This window comes from Schaalia meyeri, from assembly GCF_900105015.1.
Classification (GTDB): Bacteria; Actinomycetota; Actinomycetes; order Actinomycetales; family Actinomycetaceae; genus Pauljensenia; species Pauljensenia meyeri.
Genome location: NZ_FNLK01000004.1, coordinates 19595 through 42936, shown reverse-complemented (window position 1 = coordinate 42936; position 23342 = coordinate 19595). Strand labels below are relative to the sequence as shown.

Below are 23342 nucleotides of genomic sequence, written 5' to 3'. Positions count from 1 at the left end.
TCAAGAGCGCGTTCGAGGGTGTCGTTACCTCGTTGCCGACCCCCGGCACCACGCTCACTCAAGGCACATGTCTACACGGTTGCCGGCAGCAATACGTACCTGCTGCACGGCGCCACCCCCGCCTGGCGAGCCTTCGCCGAGGGCATGAGTGACGGCGATGACGTTAAGCAGTTGGAGACCGCTCTGTCGGAGCTTGGCCACTTCCGCGCCAACCCCAACGACCACTTCGACGGGAACACGATTGCCGCCATTAAGCGTTGGCAGAAGGCGCTCGGCCTTGAGCAGGACGGCACCCTGCCTCTCGGCACCGTTCTCTTTGCGCCGGAGGACGTGCGCGTCGGGGCTCTCAAGTCCCGCGTCGGTGACACCGCGACGCCGGAGACAGAGCTCTTCACGGCCTCGTCTTCGCGCCAGATTGTTTCCGCCAACCTCAAGCTTTCTGACCAGGCCCTGGGCGTCGTCGGTAACAAGGTGACCATTCGGTTGCCGGGAGCGGCTTCGACCACCACCGGAACGATCACTGCCGTGGAGCCGCCGACCGAGAAGCCCGGCGAGGAAGGCGCTAAGGAGAAGGGCCGGCAAGGAGACAAACAAGGAACGGATCATTCCGATCACTGTCACCCCCGATGACACTTCGCGCTCGAAGGAACCCAGGAAGCATCCGTGTCGCTGGGGCTCACCTCGGAGACACGCAAGGACGTGCTCTCCGTGCCCCTGAGCGCACTCGTTGCACTGAGCGCCGATCAGTTCGGCGTCGAGATCGTCGATGACAACGGCGAGGTGCGGCGCGTTCTCGTCACCGTCGGCCTGTTCGCGGGTGACCGCGTCGAGATCAGTGGCGATGGGATCACAGAAGGTCAGCGCGTGGTGGTGCCCAACAGATGAGCCACATTCTGCAACTGACCGACGTGCACCGGTCCTTCGGCAGTCCGCCTGTGCACGCTTGCAACGGAGTGTCGCTGACCGTGGACGAAGGTGAGTTCGTCGCCATCGTTGGTCCCTCCGGATCCGGTAAATCGACTCTGCTCAACCTCATCGGAACCCTCGACCGCCCTCCTCCGGGAGCGTCAGCATCAACGGTACCGACGTGTCTTCCCTGAGCGACACCGACCTGTCCGGAGTACGGTCGAACTTCATCGGTTTCGTGTTCCAGCAGTTTCACCTCACGCAGGGGGTCTCTGCCTTGGATAACGTCGCCGACGGCCTGCTCTACCGGGGGGTGCCCCGCTCCCGCAGGCGCGACGCAGCCCGCGAGGCTTTGACGCGCGTCGGGCTCGGACACCGGATGGACCACAAGCCGCACCAGATGTCGGGCGGTGAACGCCAGCGCGTCGCCATCGCGCGAGCCCTCATCGGGCACCCCGCCTGTTGCTCGCCGACGAACCCACCGGCAACCTTGACTCCCGATCGGGTGCTTCCATTGTCACCCTTTTGCGTGAGCTCAACGAAGCCGGCACCACGATCATCGTTATCACGCACGACAACGATCTGGCAGCTTCTCTGCCTCGCCAGATCGCTATCCGTGACGGACAACTTGTTTCTGACTCAGCATATTCGGGAGGTAACCATGAGGCATAGCAGGAACTCCCGCGCCATTCGCTCCAGCTTGCGTGCCAGCGACGTGGGTCGCTTAGGACTGACCGGCCTGCGTTCGCGTCCCATGCGTGCCGTTCTTTCGGCCCTGGGCATCGCCATTGGTATTGCGGCGATGGTCGGCGTCGTCGGAGTGTCCTCGTCGTCGCAGGCGCGCCTGCAGGAACAGCTGCGTGCGCTCGGCACCAACATGCTGACGGCACGTAGCGGCTCCGACCTGTCCGGTGCTGACCTGGTGCTTCCGGAAGACTCCGTTGGCCGGACCCTCATGATCCCCGGCGTCACCTCGGCGGCATCCACCTCGACACTCAAGGGTGTCTCCGTCTACCGCTCTCGGCTCTCCGATCCGAACGCGACCGGTGGAACACTGACGATGGCTGCCGATACGAACCTGCTTGACGTCGTTTCTGGGACCATGAAGCAGGGGGTCTGGATGAACGAGGCCACCGCGCACTACCCGGGTGTGGTCCTCGGCTCGAAGGCCGCGCAGCTCTTGGGCGTCGTGCGGCCCGGCACCCAGGTGTGGCTTGGGGGCACGTCCTTTACGGTTCTGGGAATCATGAACCACTTGCCCCTCGCTGAGGAGCTCGACAACGCGGCGCTGATTGGTATTCCGGCGGCGACGACGCTCTTTGGCGCGGGCAAGACCCCGACGACCATCTACGAGCGCTCCGAGGAGTCTCAGGTCGAGACGGTTCGTTCCCTCCTGGGTCCCACTCTGGCCCCGCAGGGTGCGACGGGCCTGAAGGTCTCGCGTCCGTCGGACGCGTTGGCCGCCCAGAATGCGGCTGATCAGACGCTGACGACGCTGCTCGCTGGAGTCGGTTCGATCGCCCTCCTCGTCGGCGGTATCGGCGTCGCGAACACCATGATCATCTCGGTGCTCGAACGCCGAAAAGAGATTGGTTTGCGTCGCTCGCTCGGTGCGCGGAGATCTCACATCAGCGTGCAGTTCCTAGCGGAGGCCCTGATCCTGTCCTTCCTTGGTGGCCTGGCCGGTTGCCTGATCGGCGCGGCCGTCACGTGGGGCATGTGTCTGGCCTACGGCTGGCCGCCCACCCTGCACTGGTGGGTGATTGCTGCGGGACTGAGTGCCACTCTCTTCATCGGTGCCGTCGCCGGCCTCTACCCGGCGATCCGAGCGGCCCACACGCCGCCCACCGCGGCCCTCGCCTCCCAGTAGCAACAGCGGTCGAGGCCGTGGCAGGCTCGCACAACCATCCGTCGGGTGGTGCGCGGGTCGGCCACGGCCTCGTTCGTATATGCGTATATGTGCGGTCACCCCTGGATCGGGCCGCCGTACAATTCGTCGATCACCGACGCCAATCGGCGCATTGCCTCCGCGCGTTTGACCTTCAGGGAGGGCGTGAGGAGCCCGTTGGCCTCGGTGAAGTCCGAGGTGAGCACCTTGAACTTGCGGATCGACTCGGCGCGCGAGACATGCTCGTTCGCCCCGTCCACCGCCTTCTGCAAGGATGCCAGGACCTCGACGTTCGTGGCCGCCTCGGCGACGCTCATGACCGGCAGGCCGTGGGACTCCAGCCACACGGGCAGCATCTCCGCGTCCAATGTGATGAGCGCAGCCACGAAGGGCCGCTGGTCGCCGACAACCAGGACCTGGGAGATCAGCGGGTGGGAGCGCATCGGGTTCTCCAGGGCGGCCGGGGCGACGTTCTTGCCGCCGGCGGTCACGATGATCTCCTTCGCGCGGCTCGTGATCCTCACGTACCCGTCGCGGTCCAGGGAGCCCAGGTCGCCCGTCTTGAACCAGCCGTCCTCGGTGAAGCAGGCGGCGGTGGCCCCGGGGTCGTTGTTGTAGCCGTGGAAGACCGAGGGGCCCTTGAGCAGGATCTCGCCCTCGTCGGAGACTTTGAAGGACATGGGCGGCAGCGCCGGGCCGACGGTGCCGATCTTCGACAGGCGCGGGGTGTTGACCGAGACGGGGCCCACCGTCTCCGTCAGGCCGTAGCCCTCCAGGACGGGGATGCCCAGGCCCCGGTAGAAGTGGCCGAGCCAGGTCGCCAGGGGCGCCCCGCCCGACACGATGTAGCGGGCGTTCCCGCCGACCAGTTTGAGGATGGTCTGGAACACCAGCCTGTCCGCCAGGGCGCGTTGGGCGCGCAGTGAGCGCGAGGGGCCCTGTGGGGTGTCCAGCGCCTTGGAGTACTCGATGGCCACGTGGGCGGCCCACCGGAAGACCCGTTTCTTCGCGCCCTTCGTGGCCTTCGCGTCAGCCGAGTTGTAGATCTTCTCCAGGACGCGCGGCACGACCAGCAGGTAGGAGGGCCGGAAGGAGGCCAAATCGGGCAGCAGGTTCTTGATGTTCGACACGTGCGCCATGACGCCGTTGCCGCTGATCTGGAAGACCTGCAGGAAGCGCGCGAACACGTGGGCCAGTGGCAGGAACAGGAGCAGGCGGGAGTCCTCGCCCGCCGCGATCTCGGGCATCCACGCGTGGGAGTTGAGGCACAGGTTCGTGAAGTTCTCGTGGGTGAGCACCGTGCCCTTGGGGGTGCCCGTCGTCCCCGACGTGTACACGATCGTGGAGATGTCGTCCTTCGTCAGGGCCTCGGTGCGCGCGGCGACGGTGGCCCGGGGCACGCCGGCGCCGTCGGCGACCAGGGTCTCGATGGCCTCGGAGTCCAGTGACAGGACGGCCACGTCCTTGGCCGCGTCGCGCTGGGCCGCCGCGCGCACGATCTCCGCCAGGGACACGGTCTCGGTGACGACCAGGTCGACGTCGGCGTCGGAGAGCACGTGGGCGACCTGCTCGATGGAGCTCGTCTCGTAGATGGGAACGGGGACCAGGCCCGCGCACCAGCACGCGAAGTCGAGCAGCGTCCACTCGTAGCGGGTGCGGCTCATGATCGCGACCCTCTGGCCGGGCTCCAGCCCGCGCGCGATGAGCCCGGCGGCCACCTGCTGGACCTCTTCGTGGAAGTCCCGGGCACTCACCGGCCGCCACGTCTCGCCCATGCCCAGTTTGCGCAGGATGAGGGGGCGGCGGGGGCTGCGGCCCACGCGGTCCTGAAGCAGGCAGGGGATCGTGCAGGTCTCGTCGATGCGCACCAGCGTGGGGGCGTGCCACTCCAGTGCCTCCGTGGCGCCCTCGCTGGTCGGCGCGGGCACGGCCTCGAGCTCCGTGGCGCTGTCCTCCGACGAGGCGGGGGTCGGGTTGTCGCTCATGTCTGCTCCTTCGTCCGTGGCGCGCATGGGCCCTATCTTACGGCACCGTAGGGTGGGGCAGGGGCGGGATCGGATCCGGTTGGTGGCGATCGGATCGCCATACGGGCACGCGCTAGACTAGGGAACCGATTGCGGGAATAGGCCCTCAGCGGCGCGAACACCGCGGAGGAACTGTTCTCGAAGGAGGGTAGCAAAATGGTCAGCCTCAGTGATATCGCCGTCGCCACCGGGTATTCGAAGGCGACGGTGTCACGGGTGCTCAACGGGGATCCCACGTTCTCAGTCCGGGAGGACACGCGCCGCCGGATTATCGAGGTCGGCAACGAAATGGGGTACGCGCTCAAGGGCAGGCGCGTGGGAATCCCCCAGAACGTGGCGATCCTCGACAACGTCGATCCTGAGCGGGGGCTCCACGACGCCTACTTCTTCGACGTCCGCGAGGCGCTGAAGATCAAAGCCTCCGAGCACATGATGTCGCTCGCGTCCTTCCCGGATTGCGATTCGCTCATCGGCGCAGCCGATCGCTTCTCCGGTTTCATCTCGGTCGGCCCCTCCCCTTTGAAGGGGGGCGACCTCGAAAAGCTCCACGCCGCGCTGCCCCACGGTGTTTTCATTGATATCAATCCAGCGCCGACCCTGTTCCACTCCGTGCGCCCCGACCTCCAGCAGACGGTCCTCGACGCGATCGACGCGCTGAGGGACCAGGGACGCCGGCGGATCTCCTTCGTCGGAGGCGATGGCCATATCATGGGCATGCATTTCTACGAGGAGGACATCAGGACTTTCGCGTTCGTCAACTGGATGGAGCGCCTGGGGCTGTCCGCCGAGGCGAGGGTCTGCGCGGAGGGCTCTTTCACGGTGGAGAACGGCCGCCGCCAGATGGAGCAGATACTGGCGGACTCCACCGGTCCGGCGCCGGACGCGGTCGTCGTCGCAGCGGATCCGCTGGCCGTTGGAGTGCTCCAATGCCTCGTGGCGGCTGGAATGCGTGTGCCCGATGATGTCGCGGTGGTCTCGATCAACAACCTCGAAGTGTGCGAGTACACGGCCCCGCCGCTGTCCTCCTACGCGATCAACCGCGAGGAGCTCGCCGAGTCCGCGATCCTCCTCCTCTCCGACTCGATCATCGGCCGCTACGAGCAGCGCCACCATGTCCTGATCTCCACTGAGCTGGTGGTCCGCTCGAGTTTCGTTCCCGCCTCGGCGGTCTAGGGCGCGGTCGACGGGCCCGGGGCCGGAGCGCACGGTCCCGGGCACCGGCGGCACCGTTCACAGCATCGACAGGACGACGTCCAGGACGTGCGCTTGCTCGGACGGCACAAGGTACTCCGGGTGGACTTCGGAGCCCCAGGAGTCGTCGCCCCCAACGCCCATCTGGGCCGCGAGGAGCCGCAAGTGGGTCGCCGGACGGCGCCCGGGATCGGGGAGCTCCCACCAGTGGGCGGCCTCCTCGATCTGGGCGCTCGAGTACGGTAGGAGGGAGACCTCGAACGGGTTGCCGACCGCACTCACGACCCGGATCCCGTTCCCCCGCTCATCGCTGGCCTCCGCCCACTGCGCGCCCATGTGGTTCCCGCATTCCTGCGGCACCACGTAAGGAGTGAGGTCCTCTGAGAGGGAACGCGACCATATCCCGAGGCGGCCTCCGCTGAGCCGGTCGATGTACGTCTCGTCGGGGCCGATGCCGTAGAAGCGCAAACGGGAGAGCGACGGCGGAAGCGCCCACTCGATGCCGAAGCAGGGGAGCGTCGGCAGATCCGGCGCCCCCGGGTACGAGGCGGTGAACCTGATCGTGCCGTCATCGTTGAGGCGGTAGACCACGGAGACCGGGATGCCCACGGCGGCGAGCTCGTAGCAGTAGGCGACTTCGACACCGCGGTCCTCCCGGCGCACCGAGACATCCGAGCAGCGGGCGTACCGGCCCGCGACGGTCCAGACCGCGCGCTCGAAGCCGTGGGAGGCACCCCGGTCGTTGTCCGTGAGGGGCCGGAACGTCGTGAGTTTTGGGGGATGGAGCACGAGGGGGTCGCCGTCCTTCGCCCAGAGGACCATTCCTCCAGCCGTCCGGGACAAGAGCGCCTCCTCACCGCCCGTTCTCATCCCGATGTTCCAGCGTCCGACCGTGTACGACGCGTCTTTCCGATCGGCGGCGCCCAGGGGGAACGGGGGCGCGGCGAGGGGGAGCACGGACTGGCCGAAGCACACTTCGTGCCCCGCCGGGCACCACGCGGTCCGATGGAGGTGGACCAGCGAGGCCACGAGGACGATCTCGCGGCCGGGCGCCGAGTACTCGTCAATGGGCCACGGGCACGGCACGGTGGCGCGATCGCCGGGGCGGACATCAGAAGACACTGTGATCCGCCAGACCGCTTCGCCGTCGACCAGGAGCGAGCACACCAGGTCGTAGGCGCTGCTGGACGTGAACAGCGACCGGTTCGTGACATCGACGCCGGTTGTGGACGGGACGAGTGAGAAATCCGAGTACAGTTGTTTGACCTCGCGCGCAGCGGGGGAGGGGGTGCGGTCGGCGAAGAGCAACCCGTCAGCGGAGAACTCCCAGTCGCAGGGCCGGTCCCCGAAGTCCCCTCCGTAGGCGAGGAACTCCCCGGCGCTCGCGGGGGTCGCCGGATGCCACAGGGCCTGGTCGATCAGGTCCCAGATGAACCCTCCCTGGTAATGGGGGTAGCGCTCCAAGTCCGTGTACAGGCCCAAGCCGCCGACCGAGTTCCCCATGGCGTGCATGTACTCGCAGGAGATGTACGGTTTGGTTGGCGAGGACGCGAGGTACTGCTCGATCTCGTCCGGGTGGACGTACATGCGGGACTCGATGTCGCTCACGTCGTCGTACTCCCGGTCCCAGGTGATCCCCTCGTAGTGCACTGGGCGCGCGGGGTCGAGTTCATGGGCACGCCGGCTCATGGCGCGGAAGACCTCACCGCCGTAGGACTCGTTGCCCAGTGACCAGATGAGAACGCTCGGGTGGCTGTAGTCGCGGACCATCATCCGCTCGAGGCGGTCGACGCACGCGTCCTGCCACTGCGTCCGCGATCCCGGGATGGCTGTGTCTGGCGTCGGGACGTCTCCGGGGAGGATCCACGTTCCGTGGGTCTCGAGGTTGGCCTCGTCGATGACGTAGATCCCGTACTCGTCGCACAGGTCGTAGAAGCGGGGGTCGTTGGGGTAGTGGCTGGTGCGGATCGCGTTGATGTTGTGGAGTTTGCAGAAGCGGATGTCGGCGAGCATGTCCGCCTCGTCGAGCGCGCGCCCTTTGCGCGGGTGGAACTCGTGGCGGTTGACGCCCTTGAAGACGATGCGCCGCCCGTTGAGCGTCATGATGCCGTTCTCGATTCCGAAGCGCCTGAAGCCGACGTTGAGGGCCACCGTTTCGCACGTGCGCCCATCGCGGTCGATGACGTCAAGGTGGAGGCGGTAGAGGGTGGGGGACTCGGCGGACCACGGCGCGATCTGGGGGATCCCGTCGGACACGAGGTCCGCCGCCGCGCTCCGGGGTGTTTCGGTGCTCCACACGGGCGCATCGGAGTAGTCGAAGAGCTCCGCGCGGATTGATGCGCCCCCGAGGGGGTCGACGACATCCGCTTTGATGTGGAGTCGGCCGACCTCGCTGTGGTGGTCGAAGTCGGCGTCGATGCGGACGCTGTTGACGTGGGTGGGGGGCAGGGCCGTGAGGCAGACGCCCCGGAACAGGCCGTGGAAACGCCACGAGTCCTGTCCTTCGAGCCATGAGGCGCTGGAGTGCTCGTAGCACGCGACGACGAGTTCGTGGATGGTGTCGGGGGACGCCCCGCCGATCAGGCGGGTGATGTCGAACTCGCTGGCGGTGTACCCGTCTTCGCAGTAGCCGACGAACACGCCGTCGCACCAGATGTAGAGCGCGGTGGCGAAACCCCCGAATGAGAGCAGGACGGTTCCGCCGTCGAGCGCGGCCCCCCGGAGGTCCTCATCGAGGGTGAAGAGGCGGCGGTAGAGGGCGACGCGGTTGGTGTCTGGGACCGAGGGGGCCTCCGGGTCCGCGTGCCCGTCCCAGGGCATTTGGATGTTGACGTACGCGGGCCTCCACCCTCCGTTCGTCTCAAGGGTGGAGGGGACGGGGATGGTGGCGATCCGATCCGATGCGGACCGCAGTACGGAGGCGGGCGACTCGGGATCGGCGACGTCGATGGCGCGCGCGTCAGTGTTGAGCACCTCCCATGGGCCGTTGAGGGACTGCCTGGGGGCGTCGGTGCGGTGCTGCGACCGCTGTGGGTGCCGGTTCACGGCGAACACGGTGGGGTCTGTGAGCCACTGGGCTGAGGGTGTGGCGGCTGCGGGTGGCATAGGATCTACCTCCTGAGTGATGGCGGCGCTGCTGATCAGGTAAACCGGATTACCCTTGAGTCTACAGATATTGGGGGTGTGATGGCAAGGTTTGTTGTACAGTTCGAGGCGGATGTGGTTGGGTGGGTTTACATCTGGAAGTAAAACAGTATACTTCGGTGGGTAGGTGAGTTTCGCCGACTTCGAAGGAGAAGAACATGTTAACCGCATCGGACGGCTCCAGGGCCCGCCCCCTCCTGGTCCAGAGGATCTGCTACGCCTTCGGCAACCTCGGACAGGCGGCGTTCTACAACGCGCTGTCCACCTACTTCGTCACGTACTACGCGGCGCAGACGCTCTTCGCCCAGTACGAGAGGACGGAGGCCGAGGCGCTCATCGGTGTCATCACCGTGCTGGTCTTCGTCATCAGGATCGCTGAGATATTCCTCGACCCCCTGCTCGGCAACCTCGTCGACAACACGACGACCCGGTTCGGGCGCTTCCATCCCTGGCAGGTCGTCGGGGGTGTGGTGTCGTCCGTGCTGCTCTTCGCGATCTTCACCGGACTGTTCGGCCTGGTCAACATCAACAAGATGGTGTTCATCGTTGTTTTCATCATTGTTTTCATTGTTCTTGACATTTTCTACTCACTTCGCGATATTTCGTACTGGGGGATGATCCCGGCGCTGTCGTCCTCGTCCCACGAGCGGGGGGTCTTCACGGCCCTCGGCACGTTCACAGGGTCCATCGGGTACAACGGCGTCACCGCCATCGTGGTGCCCGTCGTCGCGTTCTTCAGCTCGGTCTTCGCCGGGATCACGGGGGAGAGCCAAGCGGGGTGGACCGGGTTCGGGGCGCTGATAGCGGTACTGGGGATAGTCACGTGCCTCGCTGTCGCGTTCGGGACGACCGAGCAGGACAGCCCCTTGCGCGCCCACGCCGCCGAGAGCTCCAACCCTGTGCAGGCTTTCGCCGCGATCGCGAAGAACGACCAGCTCCTGTGGGTGTCCATGTCGTACGTCCTGTACTCCGTGGCCAATGTGGCGACCACCGGCTTCATGATCTACCTGTTCAAGTTCGTCCTCGAAATGCCGAACAGCTACTCGGTGGTGGGGCTCATCGCCTTCGGCATCGGCCTGGCGACCACGCCCCTCTACCCGTTCATCAACAAGCGCGTGCCCAGGCGCGTCCTGTACCTGGCGGGCATGGCGTTCATGGCGGCGGCCTACGTTCTCTTCATCTTCTTCTCGAACAACGTCCTAGTCGTCTTCGCCGCCCTGGTCTTGTTCTACATCCCCTCGACCTTCATCCAGATGACCGCCATCCTCACCCTCACCGACTCGGTGGAGTACGGGCAGCTCAAGACGGGCCGGAGGAACGAGGCGGTGACCCTCTCCGTCCGCCCGATGCTCGACAAGATCGCGGGCGCGCTGTCCAACTCGATAGTCGGATTCGTCGCGATCGCCGCGGCCATGACCAACGACGCGGACCCGGCCTCGCTGACCGCGGCGAACATCACGACGTTCAAAACCGCGGCCTTCTACGTCCCCCTCGCGATCATCGTCGCCTCGGCCGCCGTGTTCGCGGTCAAGGTGACCCTCAGCGAGAAGAAGCACGCCGAGATCGTCGAGCAGCTGGAAACGTCGTTGGGAGGAGAAGAAGCGGACGCCGCAGAGAAGTGACTGGGCCTGCCCGCGGGCCCGTCCCGCCCATGGGCCCGACGAGGGCGAGAACCTTAGAAGCGGATACCGCAGGGGTGTGGCTGAGTCTCAGCGTCGCGGCCCCCGGTGACCGCCTGCTCTGAGTGTGACGGCGTCGGTGCAGGCAGTGAGTGGGTCCCAGCGCCGGCCCCCGGTGACCACATGAATGGCAATGCGGTCACCGGGGCTCGGCGCGGCGATCAGGGCCGGGATCGGGCCGAACCCGCCTCCTGCGGGACTTCCTTCGCGGGGCAGTCCGGGAGTCCGAGTCGGGGGAGCTCGGCGCCTCTGCCGATCCGCGACGCTCCCACGCGAAGCCCCGGGCAGCCGTTTGGGATGCACCACCGGAAGGCGGCGAGAACAGTTGCGCGTGGCGTTAGCGTCGTGGACAAAGAAGCTATCGCAGTCGGGGTCTTTGACGGACAGGCCAAGGCACAGAGTCCGACGAAGTCGGGTTGGGCGGGTGCCGCAGTAGTTGTTTCTGTCCGCTACGGCGGCGTCCCCCTGGCTCCCACTGAGACCACGACTCTCGACCCGTTGCTCCGACCGCTACGGCGTCCCCTTTACTCGTGGATCCACACGCCATTGGCAGGAGCATCGCTTGGGGGCATGGGATCGTGTTGCCCTCACGGCGGTGGGCGTGCATAAGTGGACGCCCATCCGGGGGTGTGAGCCGCCCGGGTCGTGGGTATGCGGTTCCTGGCGGGCGCCCTGATATCGACGACTGGGGGTACCGGGAAACTGGGAAGGCGTGCCCCGACCATCGGCATGAAGTGGGGCCAGGGCGACGGGCCGCGCTGACCGCTCGCCACCGGTTGTCTCGTCCTGGTGGGCCATCCCCCGGGGCCGGAAGAATGTGGCCTGGTGTGCGACGCTCTCCCCTGCCGTATCCGCGCCCTGACCGATGGCGCGACTACCGCGACGGTATGAGGTTGGAGAAGTAAGAATGATAGCTCGCAACCAGTGTTGGGGCACCGCCAGCGGAACCGGGCGTGTGCTTCCGCCCCCCAAAGCCCCTGGGAAAGGCAGAGCAAACGAGAACACGAACTGTTGCCGCTGGCCGCTACCTGCCCAAAGATGCCCCCATTACCAGCCATCAACCCTACCTGGGCGCCATCGCCGACGAACCGTGCAACTGTCCCCGCGTCACCCTCGACTACCTCACGCCAGAAGAAGCATTCACCCAACTCATTGCCCCCGCCCCATCCTGTATGTATCGCATACTCGAATACTATTGGGACTAAGGCCCGCCAATATTCCACAGTTGGGGACAAGGCGATGGTGAAGGGGTGCTGACTGGCGGTTCGTCGCTCTCTGTGACTATGGAGGTGTGTAAGACTTATGTGTGTGAGACCAATGAGTTTGCGTGTAGCTCCGATAGGGCTGCACATATTCCCTACGGAGAGGAAGATGTCATGAATTATGATTCGAGCGCTATTTCTGGTAACTTCGAGGAAGTGGTAAGGGTGTTGAAGCAAAAGTCGGTGATCGACTCCTTCTATGTGAATGGTGATGGTCCGTGGACCGTAATTTGTGATAATTGGAATGGAGGTGATGGGTTCTTTGGTGGGCAGTTTATTGCTCTGTCTCAACCGAAGTTACGTGAAAAAGTAATTCGTGATGCCAGCTGGGACATTCGAAAGGGTGAGGGTGTTCCAGGCTTTGTTGATGATGGGGCCGGGGTTAGCTATTTCAAGTCTGAATCGCTTCCGGAGTTCGAGCCCCTGGTTGTGGTTCAGGACTTCTTTGGCGTTGTTCCGAATGAGTTGAATCTCTCAGAGAACTTTAGATTTCTGATGCGATTGTGGCGTGATCCAAAGTCGGGAAACTACTATGAGATTCAAGAAAGTGGCGACAAGGAACTTGCAATCAGAATATCAGATAAGAAGATTGAAGTTCGCACCTCGCTCCTCAAGAGGTATTTGGCTGCGAGGCAGCTTGATGCTGTTTTGTACATCGATTCCAACGTGAGTGTGGAGTATGATGGCGATCTCGCTGATTTAGCTGACCTTGATTGTGAGTCTTGTTCCGTTGAAAAGCTTAGCTGTTTGTCTCGAAATGTGTGGAGCGATCCATTGCGAGGGCTTCGAGTGTCGACGCGAGTCTTGGCGAAACGAGTTTTGAAAGCTCCGCCAAGAGAGAAGTGTGGGATTTGGCCGTGGGATGAAGTTGCTGCCGATAAGTATCCTGAGTTCATTATTAGTGAGAATGAGTTCGGTGAGCCTGTTAGATGGACCTGTAATCCCGAGAGCCTTAGAAACTGCTACGGTAAAACCCCTGATGCGCCTCATTACCTTACTCCAGTGTATTTTAAACCCGGTGTTCTGGGTCGATACTATGATGGTGATGATTATGAGGTCAAAGATGGATACCTGTCGTGTGGGCAGCTGTGGGGAGTGAGTCTCGATAATGGTTGCTGTGATTATGTCTCAGTGTTCTTGGGGGACATTGGTCGTGATATTCCCCGGAGTCACTGGGATCACTGGAGAGCCTACAATATTGCGCCGATAGGCGGTATGAGTGAGGCGGCGATCCGGCGTTCGTTCTTTAATCAGGGTGTCGAGAGTAGGAATCCGGAGCATCGTTTTAAGCGTGTGTACGCTGCTCTGCAGGACAAGTGGGAGGTTGCTTGGGGGTGGCGTCTTCACCGTCAGGCTGAAGGGGCTGATGTGGGCGTTCTTTCCCGGCTTCGTATTCCAGTGGATGAATCGGAAGCTGAGTTTCGGGCTCAGTCGCTAAATCTCGCTCTCATTTTGGTTGACCTGCTGAATGAGAAGTGCTTGATTCAAGGGATAGATAGAGTTTCTGGCGAAAAAGGGATTGATAAGCTAAGACGGTTTCTTGAGGGCAATGATTATGAGTACACCGAACGCGATATTTCGCTATTGAAAAAGGTGCAACAGATGCGCTCGCGTATCGGTGCGCACGCGTCCGGTAGCGGAGGGCAAGCATTTCTTGAACAGGAGCTTGGGGATCGTAGTCATCGAGAGTACTTTATTGAACTCATCGAAGAATCCACTCAAGTGCTTCTTGACCTCAAGAGGTTCGCAGTGAGCCGCGCATCTGTATCTGATAGTTAGGAACCGACGATCATGGAGTGTATGCCGGCAGGTATCGCAAATACCAGTTTGGACACTGATGATGACTAAATAAGGGGGCGCCCGCGGATTTGTCCGCGAGCGCCCTTTTCAACAGCTTGAGCGTCAGCCCTTCTTGCGCTTGGCCGGAGCCTCGCCCAGTTCGAAAGACTCGACCACGGCGCCGGTGGCCTCGGAGTCCTCGGACGCGACCACGGTCAGCGCGCCCACGGCCTTCGACGCGGCCTCCAGGTCGCCCTTGACGGACTCCAGGGCCCCCAGGGACGCGGCGGGCACCTCGAGCACCACCGACAGGAACGGGGTGCGCGGGGAGACCTTCGCCTCGGACTTCACGCGGCGCAGCGCGATCAGGGCGCCGGAGGCCGCGGCAAGCACGGACGGGTCCCCGGCGGCGGAGGCCAGGGGGGCGCCGGTCGGCCACGGCGCGGTGTGCACCGAACCCTCCCGGTACCAGCTCCACACCTCCTCCGTCACGAACGGCAGGAACGGGGCCAGCAGGCGCACCACCGTGTCGATCACCAGGGCCAGGGCGGCGCGCGCAGACGCCGCCGACGCCTCGTCCCAGGCGCCCTCGCGGTTGTAGGCGCGCTCCTTCACCAGCTCCAAGTAGTCGTCGCAGAACGTCCAGAAGAACGACTCCGTGACCTCCAGGGCGCGCGCGTGGTCGTAGGAGGCCAGGGCCCCGGTCGCCTCGGCGACCACCCCGGCCAGCTCCGCCAGCACGGAACGGTCCAGGTCCACCGTCACCAGGGCCGGATCCAGGTCCAGCTGGGCGCCCTCGCCGCCCATGGTGAGCGCGAACTTCGAGGCGTTGAGGACCTTGATCGCCAGGCGCCGCCCGATCTTCATCTGCTGCTCGTCGAAAGCGGCGTCCAGGCCCAGGCGCGCCGAAGCCGCCCAGTAGCGCACCGCGTCCGACCCGTACTTCTCCAGCAGGCCCATCGGGGTCACCACATTGCCCTTGGACTTGCTCATCTTCTTGTGGTCGGCGTCCAGGATCCACCCCGACAGGCCCGTGTGGCGCCACGGCAGGGCCCCGAACTCCAAGTCGGCGCGCACCACCGAGGAGAACAACCACGTGCGGATGATGTCTTGGCCCTGGGGGCGCAGGTCCATCGGGTAGGTGCGGGCGAAGAGGTCGTCGTCGTGCAACCAGCCGCATGCCAACTGCGGTGACAGGGAGGACGTGGCCCACGTGTCCATGATGTCGAGCTCGCCCACGAAACCGCCCGGCTCGCCGCGCTGCTCCTCCGTGAAGCCCTCCGGCGCGTCCGTGGACGGGTCCACGGGCAGGCTGTCCTCGGAAGGCGTGATGACGGAGTCGTAGTCGACCTGGCCGTCCGCGCCCACCCGGTACCACAGCGGGAAGGGCACGCCGAAGAACCGCTGGCGCGACACCAGCCAGTCGCCCTTCAGGCCACGCACCCAGTTCTCGTAGCGCACGCGCATGAAATCCGGGTGGAACTCCAGCTGGCGGCCCCGCTCCACCAGTTCGTCGTTGAGGTCGGCGCCCGAGGCGGGCCTCGTCCAGGGGCGGCCGCCGTTGCGGATGTACCACTGGCGGGAGGCGACGATCTCCAAGGGCTTGTCGCCCTTCTCGAAGAAGTTCGTCTGGCGGACCGTCTTGGTGGGCTCGCCCTTGAGCTCGCCGCTGCCGCGCAGGCGAGCCACCACGGCCTCGCGGGCCGAGAACGTCGTCTTGCCCGAGATCTCGGTGAACGCCTCGCGGCCCGCCTCCGTGGTGATCCACTCGGGCGTATCGGCGACGAGGCGCCCGTCCTTGCGCAGGATCGCGCGCAGCGGCAGGCCCAGGTCGCGCCACCAGTCGATGTCCGTGGTGTCGCCGAAGGTGCAGCACATGGCGATGCCCGCGCCCTTGTCCTTCTCAGCGGCCGGGTGGGCCAGGACGGGCACCTCGACGCCGTAGACGGGGGAGGCCACCGTCGTGCCGAAGAGCGGCTTGTAGCGCTCGTCGTCCGGGTGGGCGATCAGCGCCACGCACGCGGCCAGCAGCTCCGGGCGGGTCGTCTCGATGCACACGTCGACGCCGTTTTCCACGGGGGCGCCCGCCCGGGCGGCCTCGGCTGCGGCCGACGCGTCCGTGAGGTGGAAGGCGATGCGGTGGTAGAAGCCCGGGTACTCGCGGGACTCCAACTCAGCCTGGGCGACCGCCGTCTGGAAGGTCACGTCCCACAGACCCGGCGCCTCCGCCTGGTACGCCTCGCCGCGCGCCAGGTTGCGCAAGAACGCCGCCTGGGCGACCTTGCGGGCGCGCCGCCCGATCGTCTGGTAGTTCTGCTTCCAGTCCACGCTGAGCCCCAGGTAGCGCCACAGGGCCTCGAACTGGGCCTCGTCCTCTTCCGTGAGGCGCTCGCACAGCTCCACGAAGTTGCGGCGTGAAATAGGCTTCTGGTCGCGGGCCTTGATGGACTTGCCCTCGCCGCCCACGTGCGGCGGGATAAAGTCGGGGTCGTAGGGCAGCGTCGCATCCACGCGCACGCCGAAGTAGTTCTGCACGCGGCGCTCCGTCGGCAAACCGTTGTCGTCCCAGCCCATCGGGTAAAACACGGACTTGCCGATCATGCGCTGGTAGCGCGCCACGACGTCCGTGTGCGTGTAGGAGAAAACATGGCCGATGTGGAGCGAGCCGGATACCGTGGGCGGGGGAGTGTCGATCGAATATACTTGCTCGCGCGTCGCGCTGCGGTCAAAAGCGTAGGTGCCCTGGTCCTCCCAGGTCTCACCCCACTTCGTTTCGAGGCCTTCGGGTGCTGCGCGATCGGGCACGCGGGGCGCCGCCGCGCGGGGGGTTGTGGCCATGATTGAGTTTTCTCCATCCGAGTCGTGGATATGAACAGGTCAAGTCTAGAGGCACAAGGTCGCACCGTCCAAAGACGAGACAGCGGCACGCGAGGTCATAGATCCTCGATCGGCCCCCTTAGCTCAGTCGGGGCGGCAGCGGCGCGACACGACCAGCATCCTCGAACTATCAGGAAACCAGCCGTTGAAATGACAAGGTTTTGTAAGGGGGATTAGGGGAGTATTAATCCGGACAGGCGGCAAATTTCATCCCGCAGCGCACAATGTTCACCCCCCAGTAGTACTTGAAACAGGTCACTATATTGCCTCAATGTGGGGAGCGAGCGCGATCCATAACGATGTGGACACCTCACACAGATGTGGGGAGCTCGCAGCGAATACAAAACAGAAAGGCAAACGATCATGCCACGCAGTCTCTCGGGCCGTCACTTCCTGAAGCTCCTCGACTTCACTCCCGACGAAATCCGCTACCTCATCGACCTGTCGGCGCAGTTTAAGAATCTGAAGCTCACGGGAACACCCCACAGGTATCTGGAGGGGAAGAACATCGTGCTCCTCTTCGAAAAGACATCGACCCGCACGCGGTGCGCCTTCGAGGTAGCGGGAATGGATCTGGGCATGGGGGTGACCTACCTCGATCCGGGGTCTTCCCAGATGGGGAAGAAGGAATCGATCGAAGACACGGCGCGCGTGCTGGGACGAATGTACGACGGGATCGAATACCGCGGATTCGCCCAATCCATCGTGGAGGACCTCGCGGCCAACGCCGGGGTTCCCGTGTGGAACGGGCTCACGACGGACTTCCATCCGACACAGATGATCGCGGATATGCTCACCGTCCGAGAAAACTTCCCCACGGGCATTGAGGGACTGAAATTTGTTTTCATGGGGGACGCCAGAAACAACGTCGCGAACTCCCTCATGGTCGTGTGCGCGAAGCTCGGACTCCACTTCGTTGCCTGCGGCCCGAAAGAACAGATGCCGGAAGAGTCGTTGGTCGCGACGTGCCGGGCGATCGCGAAGGAATCGGGCGGTTCCGTGACACTCACCGAAGACGTGCACGAGGCCGCCAAGGATGCCAACGTGGTTTACACCGACATCTGGGTGTCGATGGGAGAGGCCGACGACCTGTGGGAGAAGCGCATCAAGGCGCTCGAACCGTACCGGGTGACCGAAGAACTGATGGCCGAAACCGCTCCCGATTCGATCTTCATGCACTGCTTGCCGTCCTTCCACGACACGCTCACCACCATCGGCGCAGAGATCGCGGAGAAGTTCGGCGTCACCGAGATGGAAGTCGAGGACGCGGTCTTCGAATCGGCGCGTTCGCGTGTCTTTGACGAGGCTGAGAATCGTATGCACACGATCAAGGCCGTCATGTACGCCACACTGTCGTGATAGGGAGGTCTGAAATGGCACGCAAACGGATTGTTGTGGCGCTGGGTGGGAACGCCCTGGGCAAGACGCCGGAGGAACAGCTCTCACTCATCACACACACCGCCGAAACGATCGTTGACCTCATCGAGGCGGGCGAGGACGTTATTGTCACCCACGGGAACGGTCCACAGGTCGGCATGATCAAGGTCGCGACGGATACCGCGCACGAGGTGGCGGGCACCGCGAGCATTCCCTTTCCAGAGTGCGGCGCCATGTCCCAGGGGTATATCGGTTACCACCTGCAACAGGCGATTGACGGGGAGCTGAGCAAGAGAGGGATTTCCCGGCAGTGCCTGTCGATCATCACGCAGACCGAGGTGGCGCGCGATGACCCCGCATTCCACAAGCCGACGAAACCGGTGGGCGCCTTCTTCACCAAGGAGGCGGCCGAAAAAGAAATGAAAGAAACGGGGAAAGTCTTCGTTGAAGACGCCGGGCGCGGCTGGCGCTGGGTGGTGGCATCGCCCCTCCCCGTGAAGATCATCGAGGCCCCCACCATCGCGCAGCTGGTGGACGCGGGGACAGTCGTCATCGCGTGCGGCGGCGGAGGCGTGCCCGTTATCGCGGAAGGGGGCGGATACGTCGGCGTTCCGGCCGTCATCGATAAAGACCGTTCCGCGGCGCTCCTAGCCGAACAGGTCTCAGCCGATACGCTCCTGATCCTCACGGCGACGGACGGGGCCTACAAGGACTACGGCACCGCGGACCAGACGATCATTTCCACCATGAACATTGACGAGGCAGAAAACGCAGTCTCGCAGGGCTGGTTCGCCGAAGGCTCGATGCTCCCGAAGATTGACGCCTGCATCTCCTTCGTCAGAAACGTTCCCGCCGGTGTCGCAATCGTTTCCTCCCTGGAGCGCGCGCGTGATGCGCTGGAAGGAAAAACCGGCACTCGGATCACCGAAAAGTGATCTTTTCACCCCGCGGTGGGACGGCGCCCGGCGCCGTCCCACCGAACCCCTCTACTGATGAATTGAGTGATTGATAATGGATGTCGCCACTGCCGTCGACCCTGAACTCCCTGAATCCACCAGCGCGGACACACCAAAAGCGGAACCCACCAAGCGCAAATGGAAGCTGCACGTTCCGTCCGCCTTCACAATTTTGTTCTTCCTGACGATCCTCGCCGTGCTCGCCACATGGGTGATTCCGGCGGGACAATACGAAAAACTTTCCTACAACGCCGAAACGTCCATGCTCGAATTGACCGATCCGACGGCACAGGGCGCGAAGAAACAGATAAAGGAGCTGCCTGCGACGCAGGAGACTCTCGACGAGCTTGGCGTGAAGGTTGAGATCGAAAAGTTCACATCCGGCGAATTGAAGAAGCCGATCTCCGTTCCCGGCACGTACGAGCGCCTGCAACAACGCCCACAGCCCATTTCCTCCGTTGTCACAACAATGGTCAACGGAACGATCGAAGCGATTGACATCATCGTCTTCATTTTGGTGCTTGGCGGACTCATCGGTGTCGTCCGAGTGACGGGGGCATTCGAGTCCGGCCTCGTTGCGCTGACGAAGAAAACAAAAGGAAAAGAATTCGCCCTCGTCTTCGCAGTGTCCGTATTCATGCTGGTTGGGGGCAGCCTGTGTGGGCTGGAGGAGGAGGCCGTCGCCTTCTATCCGATTCTGGTTCCAATATTCCTCGCCATGGGGTACGACGCAATCATCTGCGTGGGGGCAATCTTCCTGGCGGGATCAATGGGGACTGCGATGTCGACCATCAATCCGTTCTCCGTGGTCATCGCCTCCAACGCCGCGGGCATCAAGTTCACCGACGGCCTCGGATGGCGCATCGGGGGACTCATCGTTGGCGGCGTCGTCGTGATTGGACACCTATACTGGTATTCGAAGAAAATCAAGGCGAACCTGGCCAATTCCTACACCTACGAGGACCACAAGAAGTTCTATGAAAAATGGTCTCTGACCACTTCGGAACCAAAACCCTTCACCTGGCAGCGCAAATTGATTCTTGCCTGCTTCGCCTCGGCATTCGTCATCATGGTCATCGGGGTAATGCAGTTAGGGTGGTGGTTCCCGCAGATGGCAGCCTCCTTCCTCACCATCACGATCATTGTTGTTTTCCTCGCGATGACGGGACGCGACAGGCTGGGGGAGAAAGACCTGATGGACGCGTTTGCCGTGGGCTCCTCCTCGCTCGTTGGCGTGTCCCTGATCATCGGCCTGGCGCGCGGCATTAACCGAGTCATGGAACACGGCCTCATCTCCGACACGATCCTTGATGCATCAACAAAGGCGGTTCAGGGCATGCCCGCCCCGCTGTTCATCATCGCCCTGATGTTCATCTTCTTCGTGTTGGGCTTCGTCGTTCCCTCCTCTTCGGGGTTGGCCGTACTTTCGATGCCGATCTTTGCTCCCCTTGCCGACACCGTGCATATCCCGCGCTTCATCGTCGTGTGCGCCTACCAGTGGGGTCAGTACGCGATGCTGTTCCTCGCGCCGACGGGCCTGGTGATGGCGACGCTGCAGATGCTCGACATGAAGTACACCCACTGGTTCCGCTACGTGTGGCCGCTGGTGGCATTCCTCCTCGGCTTCGGTGGAATCCTGCTCGTCGCGCAGGTGTTGATCTACGGAGGTGCGTGAGGGCTGATAGGAAACCGTTTCGATACCCCATCCGGTAGCCGTATCGCGCCTACCGGATGGGGCGTCGACTGGAAAGGTGTGGTGCACGCCCCTTATTCGCGTTAATCTGGTCTCAGTGGAGCGGGGCTGCACCGACCGTCTGGCGACGGGTCACCAAGTGGACGATGACCGCCCACCGGGGTGCAGCAGGTGGAACGGCGAAGAGTAGAGAGGCGAATGTCAACATTCTTCCTGTACTATTTCCTGATCGTGGTGTCGCTCATGGCGCTTGCGGCCGCGTCGTGCGCGTGCACCTTCCTCTTCGTTCGTCGCCTCGTGTACTTCTGGTCGGCCTGCCTCTTCCTTGTTTATATCTTTGACGTCTCCCTTGTATTCCGTCGGGACTTCTCGTTCGAGCGCCGCGTCGGAATTGCTATCTACGAGGTCACGAGCGAAGTGGAATCGGTCTTGCTCGGGGCACTACTTATTCTGTTTCTCTGGCTCGGGATGGCAGACTATTTCAACCTGAATCGAAGCGAAGCGGTGGCTCCGGTACTCGTGTTCGTCGCGGGCTCTTTCATCATCCTCCAGCAGCTGGAAAAGGGAGCCATCGGTGAGTTCCTTTTCTATTCCATGAGAGGGGTGCTGTCCCTCTGGATATTGGCCAGGATCGCCTACCTGCACCTCAAGACGCCGGACGATTACGTACGTTCGCTGCGCCGACGGCACCTTCCCGTTGTCGCGATGACACTGGCGTGGGTGCTGCTCGCGTTCTTAGAAAACGCGATCTTCATGCTCCTTCCCTTCTTTTCCCAGGAGAATCCGCCTCCATTCCTTCCCGAGCATAATCCGATGGAGAACTTCTTATTCGTGACGCTGGCACTCTACGCCCTGGTTCAGTGTTGGCGCGCGCTGCGCGTGTACTCCAGTGGGACCCCCGACGCTTTTCATCAGCCCGTCCTCGACTATCGCGAGGCCACTGAGAAAACCTGGGTGAGACGCTACTCGCTCTCGGCGCGGGAAGCGGAGATTTTTTCCTACCTGCTAGAAGGGAAATCGAATCGTGAAATTGCCGAGGAGCTGGTCCTCTCGGTGAATACGGTGAAGGTCCATGTCCGCAACATCCTCAGGAAATGTGGGACGGCGAATCGCAAGGAGCTCACAGAACGCTTCTGGCATGCGGATTGACGGGCGCAACGAGGACACCCGTTGGCCCATGGGCCTTTGCGCCGCCGGGGATCACAGGACCATTGCGGCCACCCACCCGCCGAGGAGCAACGGCACGTTGTAGTGCAGGAACGTCGGGATCACCGTGTCGCGCATGTGGTCGTGCTGGCCGTCGATGTTCAGGCCGGCCGTCGGGCCGAGCGTCGAGTCTGACGCGGGCGAACCGGCATCACCGAGCGCTCCCGCCGTCCCGATGATCGCCACCGTCGCGACGGGCGAGAACCCCAGGGTGAGGCACAGTGGCACGTAGATCGCGGAGACGATGGGCAGCGTCGAGAAGGACGAACCGATACCCATCGTGATGACCAGGCCGACCAGCAGCATGATGAGGGCGGCCAGAGCCTTCGACCCGTTGAAGAGGGCCGAGGTCTGTTGCACGAGCGGCTCAATGTGGCCGGAGGCCTTGAGGACGGACGCGTAGCCCTGGGCGGTGATCATGATGAGGCCGATGAGGCTCATCATCTTCATGCCGCCGCTGAACACGTCGTCAGCCTGCTGCCAGGGGACGACTCGCATGGCAAGCATCATGCACAGGCCCACCAGGGCTCCCACCAGCAGCGGGTCGGCCTGTGAATCCGTCTTCGTCAGGACAGTCTGGATGATAAAGCACGCCACCAGGGCGACCACGGCCGCCCACACCTTCCTCATCTCGATGGGCTTATCGTCTGGGGAACCGCAGGAGGAGTCACGATCCTGATACTGGCGTGGCTTACGATAAGACACGAACAGTGCGATAAAGCAGCCCACCGCCATCGACGCGGCGGGGATTGCCATGGCAGCCGTCGGATTGACGACCCCTTCGACGGGAAGCCCCGCTTCCTCGATGTTCTTCAAGAGGATGTCGTGCAAGAAGATGCGACCAAAACCCAGGGGGACGAACATGTACGTGGTGACGACGCCGAAGGTGATCGCACAGGCGATGAGGCGCCGATCCATCCTCAGCTCATTCATGACGCCGATGAGCGGCGGCACCAGCAGGGGGATGAACGCGATGTGAATGGGGATCAGGTTCTGGCTCATCACGCCCATGACGACGACTCCGCCGATGATGCCCCACCTGGCGGAGCGGGCCAGGCGGGTCGAGTGCGAGTCGTCGGCGCTACGCAACCGGTTGATGATCCGATTCGCCAGCAGGCGAGGCAACCCCGAGTGGGCGACCGCCATGGCGAACGCGCCGAGCAGCGCGTAGGACAGGGCGATCTTCGCGCCGCCGGCGAGGCCCTCCTGGAAGGCGACCATCGTGCCGGATATCCCCATTTTGGCGACGAGCCCGCCGACGAGGGAGGCGACGAAAAGGGAAATGACGACGTGCACGCGCGCGATGCTTAATATCAACATGACCAGCACGGACAGCACGACTGCGTTAAAGAGCAACATA

At 63.5% G+C, this 23342-nt stretch carries 12 protein-coding genes and 2 pseudogenes; 10 read left to right on the top strand and 4 right to left on the bottom strand.

The window, feature by feature from the left end; all coding sequences use genetic code 11:
• From BLT68_RS00780 to BLT68_RS00770, 3 genes and pseudogenes are all read left to right on the top strand, one after another.
• Positions 1-885: pseudogene (locus BLT68_RS00780) on the top strand (peptidoglycan-binding protein); the annotation flags it as partial.
• Positions 882-1578 (top strand): annotated as a pseudogene (locus BLT68_RS00775) (ABC transporter ATP-binding protein). The pseudogenes BLT68_RS00780 and BLT68_RS00775, both read left to right, overlap by 4 nt.
• Positions 1568-2776: an ABC transporter permease gene (locus BLT68_RS00770; RefSeq protein WP_050694962.1), complete on the top strand. Its 1209-nt coding sequence runs from the start codon at positions 1568-1570 to the stop codon at positions 2774-2776. Before BLT68_RS00775 ends, BLT68_RS00770 begins: the two are co-directional and overlap by 11 nt.
• A gap of 95 nt (positions 2777-2871) precedes the next feature.
• Here the strand turns inward: BLT68_RS00770 and BLT68_RS00765 are convergent, their stop codons facing one another.
• Positions 2872-4779: an AMP-dependent synthetase/ligase gene (locus BLT68_RS00765; RefSeq protein WP_074632460.1), complete on the bottom strand. Its 1908-nt coding sequence runs from the start codon at positions 4777-4779 to the stop codon at positions 2872-2874.
• Positions 4780-4974: 195 nt separating this feature from the next.
• Between BLT68_RS00765 and BLT68_RS00760 the strand changes: the two genes are divergently transcribed.
• Positions 4975-5991 (top strand): LacI family DNA-binding transcriptional regulator, encoded by a 1017-nt coding sequence (locus BLT68_RS00760; protein WP_074632458.1) that lies wholly within the window; start codon positions 4975-4977, stop codon positions 5989-5991.
• Positions 5992-6048: 57 nt separating this feature from the next.
• On the opposite strand, the gene lacZ is transcribed toward BLT68_RS00760, so the two are convergent.
• On the bottom strand, positions 6049-9114 hold the full coding sequence (lacZ, locus tag BLT68_RS00755) for a beta-galactosidase, LacZ type (RefSeq protein WP_074632456.1): 3066 nt from the start codon (positions 9112-9114) through the stop codon (positions 6049-6051).
• Positions 9115-9311: 197 nt separating this feature from the next.
• Here lacZ and BLT68_RS00750 point away from each other — a divergent pair, with 197 nt between their 5' ends.
• On the top strand, positions 9312-10775 hold the full coding sequence (locus BLT68_RS00750; protein ID WP_074632454.1) for a glycoside-pentoside-hexuronide (GPH):cation symporter: 1464 nt from the start codon (positions 9312-9314) through the stop codon (positions 10773-10775).
• 1433 nt (positions 10776-12208) lie between these two features.
• Positions 12209-13873: a hypothetical protein gene (locus tag BLT68_RS00745; RefSeq protein ID WP_074632452.1), complete on the top strand. Its 1665-nt coding sequence runs from the start codon at positions 12209-12211 to the stop codon at positions 13871-13873.
• Positions 13874-13996: 123 nt separating this feature from the next.
• On the opposite strand, the gene valS is transcribed toward BLT68_RS00745, so the two are convergent.
• Complete coding sequence (gene valS, locus BLT68_RS00740) at positions 13997-16711, bottom strand: valine--tRNA ligase (RefSeq protein WP_074632451.1); 2715 nt, start codon at positions 16709-16711, stop codon at positions 13997-13999.
• A 402-nt stretch (positions 16712-17113) separates the two neighbouring features.
• Here valS and argF point away from each other — a divergent pair, with 402 nt between their 5' ends.
• From argF to BLT68_RS00720, 4 genes are all read left to right on the top strand, one after another.
• Positions 17114-18109, top strand: a complete 996-nt coding sequence (gene argF, locus BLT68_RS00735) for an ornithine carbamoyltransferase (protein WP_050694958.1) — start codon at positions 17114-17116, stop codon at positions 18107-18109.
• 14 nt (positions 18110-18123) lie between these two features.
• On the top strand, positions 18124-19062 hold the full coding sequence (gene arcC / locus BLT68_RS00730) for a carbamate kinase (RefSeq protein WP_050694957.1): 939 nt from the start codon (positions 18124-18126) through the stop codon (positions 19060-19062).
• Positions 19063-19138: 76 nt separating this feature from the next.
• On the top strand, positions 19139-20758 hold the full coding sequence (locus BLT68_RS00725) for a YfcC family protein (protein ID WP_074632449.1): 1620 nt from the start codon (positions 19139-19141) through the stop codon (positions 20756-20758).
• Positions 20759-20974: 216 nt separating this feature from the next.
• Positions 20975-21925: a helix-turn-helix transcriptional regulator gene (locus tag BLT68_RS00720; protein ID WP_074632447.1), complete on the top strand. Its 951-nt coding sequence runs from the start codon at positions 20975-20977 to the stop codon at positions 21923-21925.
• Positions 21926-21976: 51 nt separating this feature from the next.
• On the opposite strand, the gene BLT68_RS00715 is transcribed toward BLT68_RS00720, so the two are convergent.
• Positions 21977-23341: a Na+/H+ antiporter family protein gene (locus tag BLT68_RS00715; RefSeq protein ID WP_074632445.1), complete on the bottom strand. Its 1365-nt coding sequence runs from the start codon at positions 23339-23341 to the stop codon at positions 21977-21979.
• Between the last annotated feature and the right edge of the window lies 1 nt (position 23342).

Bases quoted from the DNA above. Each gene is read 5' to 3' on its own strand.
- BLT68_RS00770 (WP_050694962.1), top strand. From the start codon at position 1,568: ATGAGGCATAGCAGGAACTCCCGCGCCATTCGCTCCAGCTTGCGTGCC.
- BLT68_RS00765 (WP_074632460.1), bottom strand. From the start codon at position 4,779: ATGAGCGACAACCCGACCCCCGCCTCGTCGGAGGACAGCGCCACGGAG.
- BLT68_RS00760 (WP_074632458.1), top strand. From the start codon at position 4,975: ATGGTCAGCCTCAGTGATATCGCCGTCGCCACCGGGTATTCGAAGGCG.
- lacZ (WP_074632456.1), bottom strand. From the start codon at position 9,114: ATGCCACCCGCAGCCGCCACACCCTCAGCCCAGTGGCTCACAGACCCC.
- BLT68_RS00750 (WP_074632454.1), top strand. From the start codon at position 9,312: ATGTTAACCGCATCGGACGGCTCCAGGGCCCGCCCCCTCCTGGTCCAG.
- BLT68_RS00745 (WP_074632452.1), top strand. From the start codon at position 12,209: ATGAATTATGATTCGAGCGCTATTTCTGGTAACTTCGAGGAAGTGGTA.
- valS (WP_074632451.1), bottom strand. From the start codon at position 16,711: ATGGCCACAACCCCCCGCGCGGCGGCGCCCCGCGTGCCCGATCGCGCA.
- argF (WP_050694958.1), top strand. From the start codon at position 17,114: ATGCCACGCAGTCTCTCGGGCCGTCACTTCCTGAAGCTCCTCGACTTC.
- arcC (WP_050694957.1), top strand. From the start codon at position 18,124: ATGGCACGCAAACGGATTGTTGTGGCGCTGGGTGGGAACGCCCTGGGC.
- BLT68_RS00725 (WP_074632449.1), top strand. From the start codon at position 19,139: ATGGATGTCGCCACTGCCGTCGACCCTGAACTCCCTGAATCCACCAGC.
- BLT68_RS00720 (WP_074632447.1), top strand. From the start codon at position 20,975: ATGTCAACATTCTTCCTGTACTATTTCCTGATCGTGGTGTCGCTCATG.
- BLT68_RS00715 (WP_074632445.1), bottom strand. From the start codon at position 23,341: ATGTTGCTCTTTAACGCAGTCGTGCTGTCCGTGCTGGTCATGTTGATA.